This window comes from Nitrospirota bacterium, from assembly GCA_020851375.1.
Lineage (GTDB): Bacteria > Nitrospirota > 9FT-COMBO-42-15 > HDB-SIOI813 > HDB-SIOI813 > RBG-16-43-11.
On the sequence record JADZCV010000025.1, the window covers coordinates 128326 to 145330 of the forward strand.

Genomic DNA, 17005 nt, shown 5'->3' on the forward strand with positions numbered 1-17005 from the left:
GGGACATCGTCACTCCGTGAAAATTGCCATAACATGTCCTCATTACTGGCCTTACCGTCGCAGGGGCAGCGCTGCTTACATTTACAATCTGTCAAAATACCTGGCAGAGGCTGGTCATACGGTTGATGTGATAACAGGTAAGCCGGGAAAGACGAAAGTTGTTACTAATGGTCGTATAACAATTCATTATCTTCGCTACCTGTTAAATCCTTTGCTTAACCGTTTCAATATTGATCGGGTCCATATGTTTACTGCAAACTGTTTTTTCCATTTTCTTGCAAATGAATATGATGTGATTCACTGCATGTATCATCCGGATGGTTTTACATTAAGTCACCTCCGTAAGATTAAGAAGCTGAGGTTTGTGCAACTTGTTCCAACGGTGCCCTTTGAATTTCACTGGAAGCATTCACCGATAGATCCTTACATGTTTGAAAAGGCAGTAAGGGGAGCAGATATGTGTATCGCTCCGAGTCACTATGCACAGGATTACATGATGAACAATAACAACCTTAAGTGTGAACTTGTACCATGTGGCGTAGATATGGAGCATTTTCGCCCCTGCAGTAAAAAGGATATGAATGTTCCTCGGATACTCTGTACGGCTGCACTTCACGACGAGAGAAAAAGAATTCCCCTGCTCCTTAAGGCCTTCGAAATGCTTTTGAAAGAAGGAAGGCCTGTCATATTACAACTTGCAGCTGAAACAACTCGGGATACGAACAGATACTTATGTTCCCTCGTCAGCCAGGATGTCTTAAAGTCGGTTCAAATACTTCCTAAAGTGACGTATAAGGAATTGCCTGAGTATTACAGCGCCGCCTCAGCTACGGTGCTTTCATCCGTGAGTGAGACGTTCGGAATGGCCATGATAGAGTCTTTGGCATGCGGTACACCTGTTGTTGGGACCAATAGTGGAGCTATTCCTGAGATTATCAATAGTCCCAACATAGGAAATCTCTTTGATAATGATGATGATGTATCCGTGAGTGTCCTGAATCTATATAATGCCCTCAAAAGCACGTTAGACCTTGCAGAAAAACCGGAAACAGAGAAGCTTTGCCGGCAACATGCAAGTCAGTATGACTGGAAAAAGGTTGTAAAACAAATGATATCGCTTTATGAGAGGGCAGTGTCAGGCACCTCATGAAAAATGTTGCATACATGCTGGACGGATTTCCCGTTTTATCGGAGACATTTATTATTCAGGAAATCCTTGAACTGAAAAAGCGTGGATTAAATATTATTATTTTTGCTAGAGAGGGATTTAGTGACATTGCTAATAATTCACTCTCACATCATGAGAGTCAGTGTCTTTTAAAGGAAACTTGCTATCTCAATCCCTATTCAATTGTTATGAAAAAAAGATTGATACACTTTCTTATCTTTATCAGACATCCCATTCGATATCTGAAGACATTTTATTTTTCTTATTTTGAAGGCGGGGAGACCTTCATCGCCTTCAAATCAGTCCCGTTGTATATCAGAGAAATGAAAAAAGAGAATGTTCATCACATCCACGCACATTTTGCCCGAAGAGCCTGTACGTTTTCCATGCTAATATCTATGATTACCGGTATCCCTTTCAGTTTTACAGCACATGCACACGATATTTATGATTCTGATGCAATGGATATATCAAACCACATACTTGCCTCACAATTTGTGATTACCTGTACAGCCCATAATAAGAGTTATCTGTTGGGGAAATATGGCAAACACGCCTCTGGGAAGGTTTATACTAATTATCACGGTGTTGATACCAATCGTCTTAAGCCAGCTGGAAAAAGGATAGCACAAGAAGAAGGAGATGTTGGAATATCAATTCTCTCTATTGGGAGACTTGTCGAAAAGAAAGGCTTCCCCTATCTGATACAGGCACTTTCACAGCTCAAAAAATCTCTCGACACTCCATTTACTGTCAATATTATAGGGGATGGTCCTGAGAAAGATTATTTGTACCGAATGGTTAAAGAATACAATTTAAGTGATAACATATTCTTAAGAGGCGCCCTGCTATTTGAAGATATCAGGAGATTCTATACAGAGGCTGATTTCTTTGTATTGCCATGTATCATAGCTAAAGATGGGGACCGGGACGGTATACCGAATGTCATCCTTGAAGCAATGTCAGCCGGCTTACCGGTTATTTCGACAAAAGTATCAGGCATTCCGGAAGTTATAACAGACGGCGTAGACGGCATTTTAGTGTCTCCGCAAGACAGCTCTGCGCTTGCAGATTCTATAAAAAGACTGTCGCAAGACCAGGAGCTTCGGCTTACAATGGGCTGCAATGCGAGAAAGAAGATGACAGATCGCTTTAATAAAGAGAAACATATTGATGAACTAATGGCATATTTCACAGGGCAAACATGAAAATCAGGCAAAAGTTCATCGTTACTATTGGTCTGCTTCTCATTGCAGCGGGTATTCTGTTTAATGAGTGGTTCCTTGCCGCTTTGTTCAGTGCAGACGGGGTTATCGCCAGTTCTCACAGAATTATTATATGGATTGTTGATGTGGGTTTAGTCAGTGCCGGCATATTGTTAATTATTTTTAAACGGTCTCTGACAAAGGAAAAGGTGCTAATAATTACAGGTTTATTAATTGTTCTCGCAGGCGTTATTCTCGGTGAAATGTTTATTCCTGTTGTAATGGGCACTCTCATGAGCGCCCAGAACAGGCTTCTTCTGAGAATTGTAGAAATTTATGTTATTGTGGCAGGATTCATGGTCATTCTCTATCGTAAGACTATAGATCTCAAAGGCGTGTTGTTGTTTGCGATGTCGAGTCTGTTCTGCTTTATCCTTTTTTTGGGGTTCGATTACTATAGTTATTATTCCCGCATGATCAAGATGCGATCTGGTGTGTCTGAATTTTTAGCTAAAAGTCCTTTAGAACGTCTCTATATTGAGGATGATAAGCTCGGGTGGAAATTAAGGGCAGATGCACGTGCAACATATTTATCCAGTGAGAAATATGATGTCCTTTATGAAACGGATGAAAAGGGATTCAGGAAAATCAACAATTCAACGGGGAAACCCAGATTCAGTATTTACTTTTTTGGAGATTCTTTTACATTTGGTGATGGGGTGAATAATGGAACCACATTCTCGAGTGTCATTAAAGATAGGTATCTTAAAAAAGAGGTTAATGTCTACAATGCCGGAGTCAATGGATATGGAATCGTACAGATGTTTCAACGATTTATAATCATCAAAGATCAAATTCAACCTGGTGATCTGGTCATATTTACTCCAATTGCCAATGATATTAAGAGAAACCTTACAGATTATACAATGCCTTATTTTACTAAATTTACAAATATTATGCTGGTGGATAAATTCCCCTTTTTTGACCATGGAGTGATAACCTCTCGTAAAATGGAAGATAATTTTTATAACAAATTGAAGCTGGCGGCTATCAGCGCCCCATTCACCGGCAATTATTTTAAGTTTGTGCGTAATAAATTTATTCCTGACACGACAAGGGAGTCACAGGAAATGATTCAGATTATTGAAAGGGAGATAAAGCTGAAGGGGGGGAGGTTTGTCCTTTTCTTTCTGCCGGAAACGAAAGAGTGTTTACATAGAAAATATACCGTAGATATCTCCGGTTTCAACTATATAGACATCATGCACTTCTTCCCATCGGAAGAAGACGAACTGAATAAAATACGATTAAGCGCGGATGACGGTCATTATAATAAAAGAGGTCATGAGATTGCCGCAAGGGCGATTATTGAGACATTGGTGAAAGATCGGATTATCGATGAACGATACGTAATACAAAATTGAGGAAAAAATGGAGGTTGTCACTAATATGAAAGTACTTGTAACAGGTGGATGTGGTTTTCTGGGATCGCACGTATGTGAGACCTTCCTAAGGGAAGGTTGGGAGGTCGTATCTTACGACAATATGACGAAGCATGAACTCAATCGCACCGGCTTCCAAACAGATGAGGTGAGAGAATACAATGCCAGTATACTGCAAGACATGGGTGTTAAAATCGTAAAAGCGGATATCAGGAATCGTGAGCAGCTTCTGGACTATACATCTGGGTGCCGGTTTATCGCCCATACCGCTGCACAACCGGCAATGACCATCAGTTGGGAAGATCCGGAATTAGATTTTACTACAAATGTACTTGGAACTTTTAATGTCCTTATGTCTGCAAGGGAGCATCAAATTCCAATAGCATCCTGTTCTTCTGTGCACGTCTATGGCCCCTGGATAAATGATACACTAATGGAGGATGAAACTCGCTTTACACGAGTCCCTTTGGACATCCGTGAAGATGACCTGATTATGAATGGAGGCAGGAACGGCCTCATTTCACCTCTTCATGCCTCCAAGGCGAGCGCTGAGCATTACGTGAAGGCATTTGCCGATATGTACGGCATCAAGGCAGCCACCTTTCGCTACACGGGCATATATGGACCCAGGCAGTTTGGAGGCGAGGACCATGGATGGGTCGCTAATTTTTGCATACGTAATGTGATGGGCTGGCCTGTTACGATCTTTGGCAATGGCAAACAGCTTCGTGACATCCTCTATGCAAGCGACGCTGCCGAGGCATTCCTGGCTTATCAAAGGAACCCTGTACCCGGCACATATAATATTGGCGGCGGTCAGAGACATATGATTTCCCTTTTAGAATGCATTAAACTCATAGACAAACTTTCGGGTCATAGGTCAGAGGTAAGGTTAGGACCAAAACGGACTGGCGACCTCTCCTATTTCGTATGCAACGTTGAACGTGTCCGTAAGACGTTAAATTGGCAGCCGAAGATCCTGCCAGAGGAGGGAGTCGGGCACCTTATCTCCTGGATTAAAGAGAATGCACACCTTTTCAGCGACTCTTCCCGGAAAAAGGATGAAAGGATAAAACAATGAAGGCAATGATTCTTGCAGGGGGGCGCGGTAAAAGGCTTCAGCAGCATACAAAGAGTTACAATAAGTGTATGTTGCCGCTGATGGGTAAACCATTGATCCAGTATAGTCTCGAAAACGCCGTGGCCGCCGGTATGGACTCTATTGTCATCGTGGTAGGATACTGTGCAGAGGACATCATTAATTGCTTTGGCACTGACTTCCAGGGGACGCGCATAAAATATGTAATTCAAAGTGATCGCAAAGGACTTGTACATGCCATGGAGTGCGCCCGCGAGGCACTGGATGGTTCAGACTTCATGCTTTTCCTTGCAGACGAAGTCTTTGTCTCTGCCAACCATCGTGAGATGTTGAAGCGGTTCCATAAAGAAGATCTATTTGCCATCTGCGGGGTCGTATGCGTGGAGGACCGCTCGCAGATTTCCAAGACCTATGCCCTGATGGGAGACGACCAGACCAATCGTATTTTCAGGTTAATCGAGAAACCACGTGTCGCCATTAATAACATCATGGGGACAGGCAATTGTGTCATGCGATATGAAATATTCAATTACATCAAACGAACCCCGATCAATATTGAGCGCAACGAAAAGGAGTTGCCTGACCTGATCCAGTGCGCCGTAGATGAGGGGCAACTGGTCATGTACTTTGATATTGGTCAGGGCTATTTTAACATCAATTCCCCGGATGATATTGCCCTGGCAGAAGAACAGCTCCATGGCAGGGCTAATTCCGGTAAGAAAGTCAAGTGAAGAGCTTTGAGATGCCCGGCTCGATCTATCATCTGACAAATAGTCAATGGCAAGTCCCTGAATTCCAATGCCTCGAGTTTTTCAGCAGGCGTTCGGACATCTGTGTCTGTACCCCGGTCATCAATGAAGGGGAACGCATCAAAACCCTTCTTGAGCGTATGCGCCGTCTTAAACTTATGGATAAAGTTGATGTATTGATCGCTGACGGTGGCAGCACAGATAGTTCCCTTGAAGAAGAGAATCTGCGCGCCATGGGGATGCGCACGTTATTGACCAAAGTGGGGCCAGGCAAGCTCAGCGCCCAGATGCGAATGGCCATGGCCTATGGAATTGAACAGGGATATACCGGATTCGTGTTTATTGACGGAAATAATAAGGACGACCCCGAGGCGATTCCACGGTTTATCTCCAGGTTAGAGGAGGGGTATGATTTTGTTCAGGGCTCGCGTCACATGCCGGGAGGTCGTGGTATTAATACTCCTCCAACCAGACATTACGGAGTTAAATACCTCCACGCGCCGCTTATATCTTTGGCTGCCCGGAGAAGGTTCACGGATACGACGAATGGCTTTCGTGCTTACAGCAGTCGTCTTCTTCTAGATCCCCGTGTGCAACCATTCCGGGACGTCTTCTGGTCCTATGAGATACTTTTCTATCTCGCGATCAGTGCCTCTCGGCTTGGTTTCAGGGTGACGGAGATTCCGACGACGCGCGCTTATCCTCATAATGAAAAGACGCCAACGAAAATCAGTCCCCTTCGAGGCAGTATAAATCTTCTGAAGATTCTGATACAAGCCGTATTCATAGGATACAACCCCAGTAAACGGATCAAATGGTAAAAAACAGAGCGATACTTTCAAGTTTTACAAACTATACATACACCAGAGTATTTGGAAAGGTTTTTATTTTCATCCTTTTGCTTATATTATTAGTAACCAGAAATACACAGGATGTGGCAGAAAGGATGTTCTGGTTGGATGAAGTATATGATTTTATCGCCATAAATAAACCATTTTGGGAAATCCCTAAATTTACGATCAAGGGTGCTTTTACGCAGCCACCTCTATTTTACTGGATTGGGCACTTTGTGGTCAGAATTGGCACTGACCCGTTGACGCTTCGAAGTATTTCCCTGGCATCCTATGTGGCCATGATCGGTTTTGTAATTTTTGCACTCCGGGAATTTCAGTTTGCGACACGGGTATTTTTATGCTTTGTCCTTATCATGAGCCCATTTGGGGCATATGCCACTACAGAGTTTCGCCCATATGCCCTTGCGGCTTTGTGCATCCTTATTTCAAGCGTATTTTTTTATCGTGCTATAAAACAGCCAGAACGGTGGTTATCAGCAATTTTGTATGGCCTGGCAGCTTTGGCTGCACAATACTCACTGACGCTTAATAGCTTGACATTTGGGCTTCAAATGGCTTTTTTAATAATGACTATTGTATATTATGGTTATAAAGAGGGATTTAGGCAAACACTTCACAAATATAAACCGTTAATTATTGTTTCTGTACCACTTTGTATTGAATATGCCTTTTTATTAAATGCAATAATGCAGACAGGTTTAAAATTGTTTCCAGCACCTCAGTTTCATTTGATTAATTACATAAAAGCTCTTTTAAGAAATATCATAGTGCTGAAAGAGGATATTATTCTTATACGTTCATGGGCAATATCCTTCGCTCCGGCATTTTTACTTTTAGGATGTATAACAGGCATGCGTAAGTATAGATGGATAACAGTATATTTAATACTTCTATTTGGGGGACAGTTTCTTTATTCCACATTCTTGACTTATTCTCGCATTGATTATCCTGCACCACAACGCTATTTTGTTGCGTCATATGTTGCATTTTCCCTGCTTTGCGCAATAGGAGCCGAGTATTTTTTCCAACATCTGAATAGAAGAACATCTGTTCTTATAGTTACTTGCCTGTTGGTCACAGCTCTTCCCGGAAGCATAATAGGGTATGCCATATCTCTGAAAACACCTGGGTTTAATCCGATCACTGAAGCAATTGACGGGATGCGGTGCAGGAGCCGTCCAACAGTCGTCCTGACTGATCCCGGGCGTAATGCCTTTGTTGCCTGGTATGCATATCGTAATGACCCGCTTATGATGATCCCTCACCAGATTAAAAATATGTTCCCCTTTATCACTGTCTCTGTCAGTGAGATTTACAATGCTGCTTCAGAAAAGCACTGCTTCATTCTTATAGAAGGACCCCAGGGGAAAGTAGATAAGGGAGCTGTATACAAAACCCTGTCTGCACTCCCTGGTTACGCGCATGAAAGGTACTCAATAAGGCCGGGTCATGTGATACCTGATTCGGCATGGTTGTTTACTCCGTTAGAATTAAAGGCTAATATGGAGAAACAAAAATGAAAAAGATAATGCCGCATATTTATGGCAAAGTAAAAAAAGTCTGGGGTAATGATGTTGATATGTTAGTCCAGGAGCGGGAGACTATGAATTCGAAACCCATTCTTCAGCATCTCTGGCGTGGATGGTACAAGGAGATAGAACCCTTTATGTCCCAAAAAGGTTTAAATATAGAAGTCGGGGCCGGGGGCGGATTTGCCAGTACCTATTTCAGTAATTTAATTCAAACAGATATTGTAAAAACACCTTATATTAAAATATGTTGTGATGCATCGGCTTTTCCATTTAAAGATAATGTGTTAGATACAATTGTAATGTTTGCAGTCTTACATCATTTCAAGAATATTGATGATTTTTTCAATGAGGCGAGAAGGGTTTTAAAAAAAGGCGGGAAAGTCATAATGGTTGAACCCTATGTCAGTTACCTTTCATATCCTGTATGGAGATTCCTTCATTATGAAAGCTGCAATCTTAAAAGTCTGACAATAGATTCGAATGAAACTGCCCGTATTGATGCGAACATCGCCATCCCAACAATTCTCTTTAGAAAGAAAAGAAAACAATTTGAAAAGAACTACGCTGATCTGCAGATTATATATGAAAATTATCACACAGTTTTTCACTTTTTCGCCTCAGGAGGATATACTTATCCAAGCCTGATTCCACAAATTTTATTGCCTAACCTGGTAAAGATTGAAAATAAATTACAGCCTTTGGGAAAATGGTTTGGCTCATTTATGACTGTAATCATCCAGAAGGATTAAATTCCATTATATGGATTACCCGTATGTTTCAATTATTATTCCTGCGTACAATGCCCAGGACACCTTGCAGCTCTGTCTTGATTCCATTACGCGTTTAGACTATCCCGTGGAGCGGAGGGAGGTCATCCTGGTAAACAATAATTCTCATGACGCTACTGAAGATATTGCCCGAAGATATGCCATTACAATAGTTAATGAAAACAATGAGCAATCTTCATACGCAGCTCGAAACCTGGGAATTCAACATGCAAAAGGGGATATACTCTTATTCACAGATACAGATTGTATTGTAACTCCCCAGTGGATAAATAAGTTATTAGAATCGCATAGTAATCCCGAAATAGGCTGTTTTGCAGGCAATATTAAATCATATCAACCAAAGACCCTCGCGGAGTGTTTTGCCGCAATGGATGAAGAAAACCATAATCAGGAACGCAGCCTTCAAACAGGGTACCTTCCCGCTGCCAATACTGCAAATGTCGCATACCGCAAAGAACTCTTTCAGAAGATTGGTTTGTTTAACAGCGGTCTCAAATCAGGAGGAGATGCCGAATTGACCTGGAGACTGGTCAGATCCGGACAGTATAAGATTATTTATGTGCCTGAGGCTATTGTATATCATAAGCACAGAACTTCTATCAGAGACCTGTACCGCCAACATAGAAAATACGGTGAATCAATTACAGACTTATTAAGGTTGTATCCTGGGAGTTGCGGGGACACCTTCTGGTTCGCAAAAGATATCGTTATTTTTAGCTTAGCAGGGATGAAGTCGTTACCTGGAAATCTTTACCGGTATTATCGGGGAAATGCTTCAGTGGTCGAGGTATGGTTTGATTTATTAAAGGCAATGTGCCGGTTGGGTTTAGTAGTCGGCAGGGTCCGGGCACAGGGCCGCAGGGATAATGAATCAATATCACGACTTCTTGTTGTCCGGTATGTCCTGTCAAAAACATTTATAAGGCTTAAGAGTTTTATAGTGCCATGAAAATACTTCATGTAAACAATAATTTCCATTTTTTAGGGGGAACAGAACAATATCTCTACAGTATTTGTCATGAGCTCAATAAGCTTGGTCATAGGAATACTGTTATACATGGCAGTCCCGACAATATTGCTTACAACAATGCTGCTGAAAAGGATTATCCTATTCCTTTCCTTGATGATTTTAGCGCCCGCCTGAAAACAGAATTGAAGAAGCAGGTCACATCCATAGTGGGTAATGAAGATCCGGATATTGTTTATCTTCACAATATCCACAATCCGTATGTTGTAGAAGCCCTGACAGAGTTGAAGCCTGTAGTTAAATATGTCCATGATCACGAATTCTATTGTCCTAAAGGCATAAGGATAGTAAACAACTCTCTCTGTTCTAACAGCGTGTCTCTCAGATGTTCAATAAATGCTTTCAGAGGTAACGGATACAGATGCATGGGGCGGCGGGGTGAACTATTAAAAATATTAATAAAAATAAAGCAGATGTTAGTGAACAAGCGTGTTCATCGAAATGTAAAGAAATTTGTGGTTGCCAGCAACCATATGAAAAATAACCTGCTTATGCAGGGATATCAGGATAACAGGGTAGCAGTCATTCCATATTTTACGGAGATTCCAGACGATATCGTTACGGCAAATCAACAGAACAATATTCTCTTTGTGGGGAGGATCTCGCCAGAAAAAGGCCTCGATATGTTTATTGAAAGCCTGGCACTTCTGGAGGCAAACTTCCGGTTTATTATCGTCGGAGAAGGACGCCCGGATTATTTAGATATGCTTCATAATAAGATCAGAGAAAAGAAACTGGAACAGAAGGTGGAATTTTCCGGGTGGGTGGATAACAGACATATTAGTGAATATTTTGAGAAATCTGCCTTCCTTGTGGTACCTTCCATCTGGCCGGAACCATTCGGTATGGTTGGGATTGAGGCAATGGCCAATAGCAGGCCGGCAATAGCATTTAACGTAGGCGGAATTTCAGAATGGCTCGAAGATGGGAATACAGGTTTTTTGATTGAACGAATGGACATAAGGGGTTTTGCCCGGAAGATGGATCTCCTTCTGAGGGACAAATCACTCAGACATGAATTTGGTCAGAATGCCTACAAAAGGGCGGCCACCATCTTCAATAAGACAAATCATATCCAAAGATTAATCCGGGTGTTCAACGAAGTTCTTAACAAGGGGAAATAATTCAGGAATGCGAATTGGAATAGATGTCACGGATATTACAGCGGACATGCAAAAAGGAGGTATCTACCATTATATCGTAAACCTTTTTTCAAATTTAAGAGATATAGATACGGAAAACCGGTACATCCTGTTTTTTAATTATTTTCTGAAGGTTCACAGAGCTAAGTGTGAAGAGGTAATGAAGCAACTTGAAGGTAGAAATATGCAGATCAAATTATCCAGATTTCCGAGGAGGTTAAGGGCAAAACTGCACATCCCTGTAAATATGTTCATCGGAAACATTGATATTTTTCACGGCCCATTTGATAATCTGTTGCCTGTTGTGGGTTGCAAAAAAATAACTACAATTCACGATGTCCGGTATTTTGATATACATCCCCGTTTACATGAGGTCTTGCCAGAGCTGGCGGACTACTCAATAGATTCCAATTATTATAATTGGTGGAATACCTGGATGGAAGGTATGAGAAAGCGGGTCTCTTCAGCCGCCTTCAAAGCAGATCATATCATAGCAGTCTCCAATTATTCACGGGATTCCCTGATTAACCTGCTTCATGTGAATAAAGATAAAATCCATACAATCTATAATGGAGTCTCTCCCCTTTTTGTCCCTGTTAATGACAAAAAGAAAATAGAAATGATTACCAAGAAGTATGATATTGATCACGACTATCTGTTATTTGTTGGACATATTGATCCATTTAAAAATATTTTAAGGATGATTGATGCATTTCATATGGTAAAAAATGAGAACGGATCGGGTGCCCCCTGCTTAGTCATGATCAGTCCTACCAGGGAGAGTGACTGGTTCTATAGAGTTGTCAAACAAAAAATAAGCCGGATGTCGTTAACCCATGATATACAGATTGTTAATAACATCCCCGATGAGGAGCTGCCCTATTTTTATAGCGGGGCAACTGCCCTGTTATTGCCGTCTCTTTATGAAGGATTTGGTATGCCGGCAATTGAGGCGATGGCCTGTGGAACTCCGGTTATTGCAGCCAATGCCTGTTCCCTTCCGGAAGTTGTTGGAGATGCCGCGCTACTGGTTGATCCTTATTCTATTAATTCTATTGTTGAAGGGATTCAAAGAATATTATCGGATGATAACCTCCGGGAGGATCTTGCAATCCGGGGACTGAAAAGGTCAAGACTATTCAGCTGGGAAAAAACCGCAAGGGAAACCTTGAAACTATACCAAGAGGTTTATAACCAATAACAGATCAGGTCAAAACAATATTTTTATTGCAGGACTGATACCATTGTCCGCTAATAATTATTTTTATAAAAAATGATCATAGGAGTTGATGCTACAGAGTTCGGAATTGATCGTGGTGGAGTGAGACACTACATGTTTAATCTTCTGCAATCACTCCAGGAGATTGATAAAGATAATATCTACCGGGTCATACTGCATTTCTGGAAAAAAACTATGATGGAATCTTATACGGAGCTTCAATGCCTGCTAACTCAAAATAATTTTGAATTAAAATGGGTTCGATTCCCGGGGACAATTATTTCTTCCTGGAAACTTCCGATAGACCTTTTTACAGGCCCCTTCGATGTCTATCATGGAGCAGGGCATTTCGTGGACCGTGTCTGCCATGGGAAGACAGTCATGACGGTTCATGACCTCGATTATTGTATAGTGCCGGATTTATTAGACAAAGAATGGGTTATTAAAAAGGCTAAATTCACAGAATTCTCTATCCGCAGGGCCTCGGCTGTAATTGTTCCTTCTAATTTCATCAAAGATGCAATACTATCACAGTTCTCAACAGAAAAAGACCGTGTAATCGTTGTCCATCATGGTGTAAGTAATGCCTTTTCACAGGTGTTGGACAATCAGATTATTATGAATACGAAGAAAAAATATGGAATCCCCCCAAATTATATTTTATTTGTGGGTCAAATGAACCGTAATAAAAATCTTATACGACTCATTGAAGCATTTAACATGATTAAACAAACTCATAATATTCCCTATGGCCTTGTTATGGTTGGAGCAAAAAGGTCATTTTACAAAGAAATCGTCATGCGGATTACAGAATTGGGCCTGCAAAATGACGTACTTTTCCCGGGTTATGTGGACGAAGCGGATTTACCATCTCTATATCAGGGTGCCACCCTCTTTATGTTTCCTTCTCTTTATGAAGGCTTTGGACTCCCGGTACTGGAGGCAATGGCCTCCGGTGTACCGGTTATAGCATCTTCTTCCGGGTCATTGCCAGAGGTTGTCGGGAATGCGGGGTTACTTGTAAATCCTCTTCAGACGGAAGAGATAGCTCAGGCAATGCACCGCCTGTTATCCGAAAGTCAACTGAGAGAGCAACTGATCCAGCTTGGCCTTGAAAGGGTCAGATGTTTTAGCTGGACGAACACAGCGCTGAAAACCTTGAATGTGTATAAGAATGTTTCAGGATGAAAAGTCTCTTTATACTCACATTATTTGATTATCAGTATTTTAAAAATAACAGAATCCATCATATCGTAAGTCAATTTCAAAATAGATTTGATTCGCTAACCCTAATGTATAAAGGCCATATAACCTATGATATGCCTTTCCTGACACAGGTAAGACATTTCTTGTCTTTCTCCGCAACGTCTTTCTACACTGATAAAATAAGGATGATCTGCGTTAATCCTTTGCTTAACCACGTTGAAGCCCTCGGTGTTGCACTGACTCAGCAGCAGGGAAACCATCAACGAAGAAGGCTATTTCACTGGATTGTCTGGAAGGTACTGGGGTTTATGGGTTTGCTATCAGAAATCAGTATAATAGGTTGTTTCCTTGTGGCATACCTGTTCAAAGTCCGGCGCCGGTTTGATGTTTTTATAGGACAGGGTCCTATTGAAGTTTTCGTGGGATATATCCTTCAGCGTTTCGGAAGAGTCCGCCTCCTTGTCTATGATGACATGGATTATGCCCCGGGGTACTCACCTCATAGTATTCGAAGGGTCATTTTAAAACACTTAGAGCGATATCTGATCAAAAAATCGGATCTGGTCATATCCATAGGGGCATTCCTGGCCGAGACCAGGAAAAAAGAGACAGGTCGGGAAGTAATTATTATCCCAAATGGCGTAGACTATGAACTATTCCAAAGGGCACAGGAGAAAATACCACATCCGCCTACGCTTTTATATATGGGGTTTGTAGAGGAGTGGTCCGGCCTTGATATGGTTATGGAGGCATTGAGCAAACTTGTAAAGGATTTTCCTGGAAGTCGACTATTCATTTTAGGACATACAACTCCTCAATATTTGAGGAAACTTGAGAAACTTGCAGATGAGTTGGCAATCAAAGAGGCAGTCTTTTATAAAGGAAATAAAACCCATGTGGACCTGATAAATTATCTGAAGGAAGCAGACATTGGCTTAGCTATGTTCAGACCTATAGATCTCAGGAAGTATGCATTTTCTCTTAAAGTTGTCGAGTACATGGCAGGTGGACTGCCTGTGGTTACTACGTCAGGAACCCAATCAGCATCCGTAGTAGAACAGTATCATTGCGGAATAGCTGTTCCTTATGAAGTGAATGCACTTTATCAGGCCCTGCTTTCCATGTTATCTGATCAAAAACTTTATCAACACCTTTCAGAAAATGCAAAACACTATAGCAGGGACTTTAGATGGCAGGACCTTATGGACAGGACTTATAATGCCATTCAGTCCTCCTATGCAGCAAAATATACATAACCTGATAAATATGGTTAATATTTTTAAAAAGATATTTTACCGGCTGATATTTTATGCAGGCCCATTTTTTAGCAATCTGACAGAAAATGAGTTTGAACAGAAGGATATAAGGAAAATACTTGTTGTTTCTATTGGGGAGATCGGAGATATCCTTCGCCTGTTCCCTTTATTCAATGCGGTAAAGACAAATTTCCCCAGTTCAAAAATATCCATATTAACAACACTTCCCTGTGATCACGATGTATGGACATTGCTTCCCAGGCCTATTAATATAGACGATAAAATAGTACTCGACATAAAGAAGAATCACCGCGGCATCTTAGGCAAACTCAGATTAATTCGTGATCTCCGTAAAAAGGCCTTTGATCTTACTATTGATCCAAGTCGGGGAGATGGGATGGGTCCCAACTCTATCATGAGTTTTTTAATCGGGAGTCCGCACAGGGTGGGTTTTCAAAAAGGGGGGATAGGATTTCTGCATACGGTCAGGGTGAATTTCTCTGATGAGGAATATATTGGACGACAAAATCTGCGGCTTCTTGAGGCCATGGGCATTTCAGTCTCTTATTTTGGTATAGAACTCCATTTACCAGACCCGGATCATTTTATAGTTAATCTCTTTGCCAGCTTAAAAGACCCTGTAGTCGTTATTCATCCTGGGGCCAAATGGAATGGATGGTATAGGTGCTGGCCTCCGCACAAATATGCAGAGCTTGCAAAAACAATTATAAGGGATTATGATGCAAGCCTGCTTCTGTTAGGCGATGATTCGGAAAAGAAACTCACCAGCTGGATTGCCATGGAGGCAGGACACCCCAATGTAATTGATCTGGCAGGGAAGACCTCACTTTCTGAGGTAGCCTTAATTATCAAGCATTCCCGCCTATTTATAGGTAACGATTCTTCTTTACTTCATTTAGCCGTGGCGCTTAATACTCCTGCAATTGGGATTTTTGGTCCTACATTTCCCGGACAGGTTCTGCCGGACAATCCGAATTTTGTTGCAGTTTGTTCAGATCTGTCATGCAGACCGTGTTATACCCATCAACCTTTGTTCAATAACCAATGCACAAACCGTGAGTGTCTTGAAAGGCTTTCTGTTAATAATGTAATGGATGCAGTTAGACCGATGTTTGATAATATGGCCTGCAGGATGCCGGGCCCTCTGACCGGAAAACGTCTGACAGTGTAACCACTGCAGCTGGATCTACATGAACATATTATTCCAAAGCCGAAACTCTCTGTTCAAGGATCATGTTGGTGACACAACGCAGGTGTTAAAAACAAAAGAATACTTAGAGAAGGCCGGTGTCAAAGTTGATATTTCTTTAGAATTAGAACCTGATGTTTCCCGTTATGATCTCGTTCATATTTTCAATTTTACCAGGCCCCAGGAGACGTTTATCCAGGCGAGAAATGCAAAAAAGTATCACAAAAAAGTTGTACTATCTCCTATCTTTGTAGATTATAGTGAATATGATAAAAAATGCCGGGAAGGTATCATAAAAGTATTATTTAAACTTCTTAATAAGCATCAGATTGAATACTGCAAGATATTAGGAAAGGTCATAGTTACAAGAGAAATTCATAAAGGAAACCTTCTCGTCTTAAAGAAGGGGGTTTGGAATACACAAAAGGAATCACTAAAATATATAGATCTCTTCTTACCCAATTCGCAGTCAGAGTGGCGCCGTTTTGCCAAAGAACTTGATATACATGATGCTCTTCATCAGGCCGTCCCAAACTCCGTAGATCAGCAGCTATTTAACCCGGAGAAGTTAGAGATTGATCCAGAGCATCTCCAATTTAAAGGGTGTATACTTTGCGTGGCCCGCATTGACGGGAGAAAGAATCAATTCAGCCTTGTCCAGGCATTAAAAAATTACCCGGGGAAATTAGTCTTTGTGGGCAAAACATCTCAGCATCACAACAAGGATTTTATCAGATTAAAAAACTTTGACAGACCCAATACATATTTTTTAGGGGATATTCCACATAAGAAACTGCCGTCATTATATGCAGTCTCCAAAGTGCATGTATTACCTAGTTATTTTGAGACAACAGGCCTTTCATCTTTAGAAGCAGGTGCAATGGGATGTAATATTGTAGTCAGTGATCGCGGTGATGTAAGAGAGTATTTCGGTAACCTTGCGTATTATTGCGAACCCGATTCTATTGACTCAATTCGTAATGCCGTTTTGGAGGCATACAATTCACCTGTAAATCAGGCGTTAAGTAAACATATTCTTGAGAATTTCATATGGGAAATAACAGCAAGCAAGACCCTGTCTGCCTATGAACTACTTTTTAGGAACTAA

Annotated in this window: 15 protein-coding genes; all 15 read left to right on the forward strand. The window is 41.3% G+C overall.

All coding sequences use genetic code 11. The features are described from left to right. Positions 1 to 16 precede the first annotated feature (16 nt). The 15 genes from IT393_05750 (at position 17) to IT393_05820 (ending at position 17005) form a co-directional block, all read left to right on the forward strand. Entirely contained in the window at positions 17 to 1150 is a 1134-nt protein-coding gene (locus tag IT393_05750) for a glycosyltransferase family 4 protein (protein MCC7202157.1), read from the forward strand. Further along, a complete protein-coding gene (locus tag IT393_05755; GenBank protein ID MCC7202158.1) occupies positions 1147 to 2376 on the forward strand; it encodes a glycosyltransferase in 1230 nt (409 codons plus the stop codon). Before IT393_05750 ends, IT393_05755 begins: the two co-directional genes overlap by 4 nt. After that, a complete protein-coding gene (locus IT393_05760; GenBank protein ID MCC7202159.1) occupies positions 2373 to 3797 on the forward strand; it encodes an SGNH/GDSL hydrolase family protein in 1425 nt (474 codons plus the stop codon). Before IT393_05755 ends, IT393_05760 begins: the two co-directional genes overlap by 4 nt. Positions 3798 to 3822: 25 nt before the next feature. Continuing rightward, a complete protein-coding gene (locus IT393_05765; protein ID MCC7202160.1) occupies positions 3823 to 4896 on the forward strand; it encodes an NAD-dependent epimerase/dehydratase family protein in 1074 nt (357 codons plus the stop codon). After that, complete coding sequence (locus IT393_05770; protein ID MCC7202161.1) at positions 4893 to 5645, forward strand: nucleotidyltransferase family protein; 753 nt, start codon at positions 4893 to 4895, stop codon at positions 5643 to 5645. Before IT393_05765 ends, IT393_05770 begins: the two co-directional genes overlap by 4 nt. Before the next feature lie 11 nt (positions 5646 to 5656). After that, the gene (locus IT393_05775) at positions 5657 to 6484 is read left to right on the forward strand and encodes a glycosyltransferase family 2 protein (protein ID MCC7202162.1); all 828 of its coding nucleotides are present in this window, start codon (positions 5657 to 5659) and stop codon (positions 6482 to 6484) included. Continuing rightward, entirely contained in the window at positions 6478 to 8037 is a 1560-nt protein-coding gene (locus IT393_05780) for a glycosyltransferase family 39 protein (GenBank protein MCC7202163.1), read from the forward strand. The genes IT393_05775 and IT393_05780 overlap by 7 nt, the downstream gene beginning before the upstream one ends. After that, on the forward strand, positions 8034 to 8798 hold the full coding sequence (locus IT393_05785) for a class I SAM-dependent methyltransferase (GenBank protein ID MCC7202164.1): 765 nt from the start codon (positions 8034 to 8036) through the stop codon (positions 8796 to 8798). The genes IT393_05780 and IT393_05785 overlap by 4 nt, the downstream gene beginning before the upstream one ends. A 10-nt stretch (positions 8799 to 8808) precedes the next feature. Continuing rightward, entirely contained in the window at positions 8809 to 9786 is a 978-nt protein-coding gene (locus tag IT393_05790) for a glycosyltransferase (protein MCC7202165.1), read from the forward strand. Next, positions 9783 to 10988 carry a glycosyltransferase family 4 protein gene (locus IT393_05795; GenBank protein MCC7202166.1) on the forward strand — a complete coding sequence of 402 codons (1206 nt, stop codon included), beginning with the start codon at positions 9783 to 9785 and terminating at the stop codon, positions 10986 to 10988. The genes IT393_05790 and IT393_05795 overlap by 4 nt, the downstream gene beginning before the upstream one ends. A 7-nt stretch (positions 10989 to 10995) precedes the next feature. Then, a complete protein-coding gene (locus IT393_05800) occupies positions 10996 to 12207 on the forward strand; it encodes a glycosyltransferase family 4 protein (protein MCC7202167.1) in 1212 nt (403 codons plus the stop codon). Between the two features lie 72 nt (positions 12208 to 12279). Then, complete coding sequence (locus IT393_05805) at positions 12280 to 13413, forward strand: glycosyltransferase family 4 protein (protein ID MCC7202168.1); 1134 nt, start codon at positions 12280 to 12282, stop codon at positions 13411 to 13413. 104 nt (positions 13414 to 13517) lie between these two features. Continuing rightward, positions 13518 to 14687 carry a glycosyltransferase gene (locus tag IT393_05810; GenBank protein ID MCC7202169.1) on the forward strand — a complete coding sequence of 390 codons (1170 nt, stop codon included), beginning with the start codon at positions 13518 to 13520 and terminating at the stop codon, positions 14685 to 14687. Then, on the forward strand, positions 14668 to 15879 hold the full coding sequence (locus IT393_05815) for a glycosyltransferase family 9 protein (GenBank protein ID MCC7202170.1): 1212 nt from the start codon (positions 14668 to 14670) through the stop codon (positions 15877 to 15879). Before IT393_05810 ends, IT393_05815 begins: the two co-directional genes overlap by 20 nt. Positions 15880 to 15898: 19 nt before the next feature. Next, positions 15899 to 17005, forward strand: coding sequence for a glycosyltransferase family 4 protein (locus IT393_05820; GenBank protein MCC7202171.1), 1107 nt, complete (start codon positions 15899 to 15901; stop codon positions 17003 to 17005).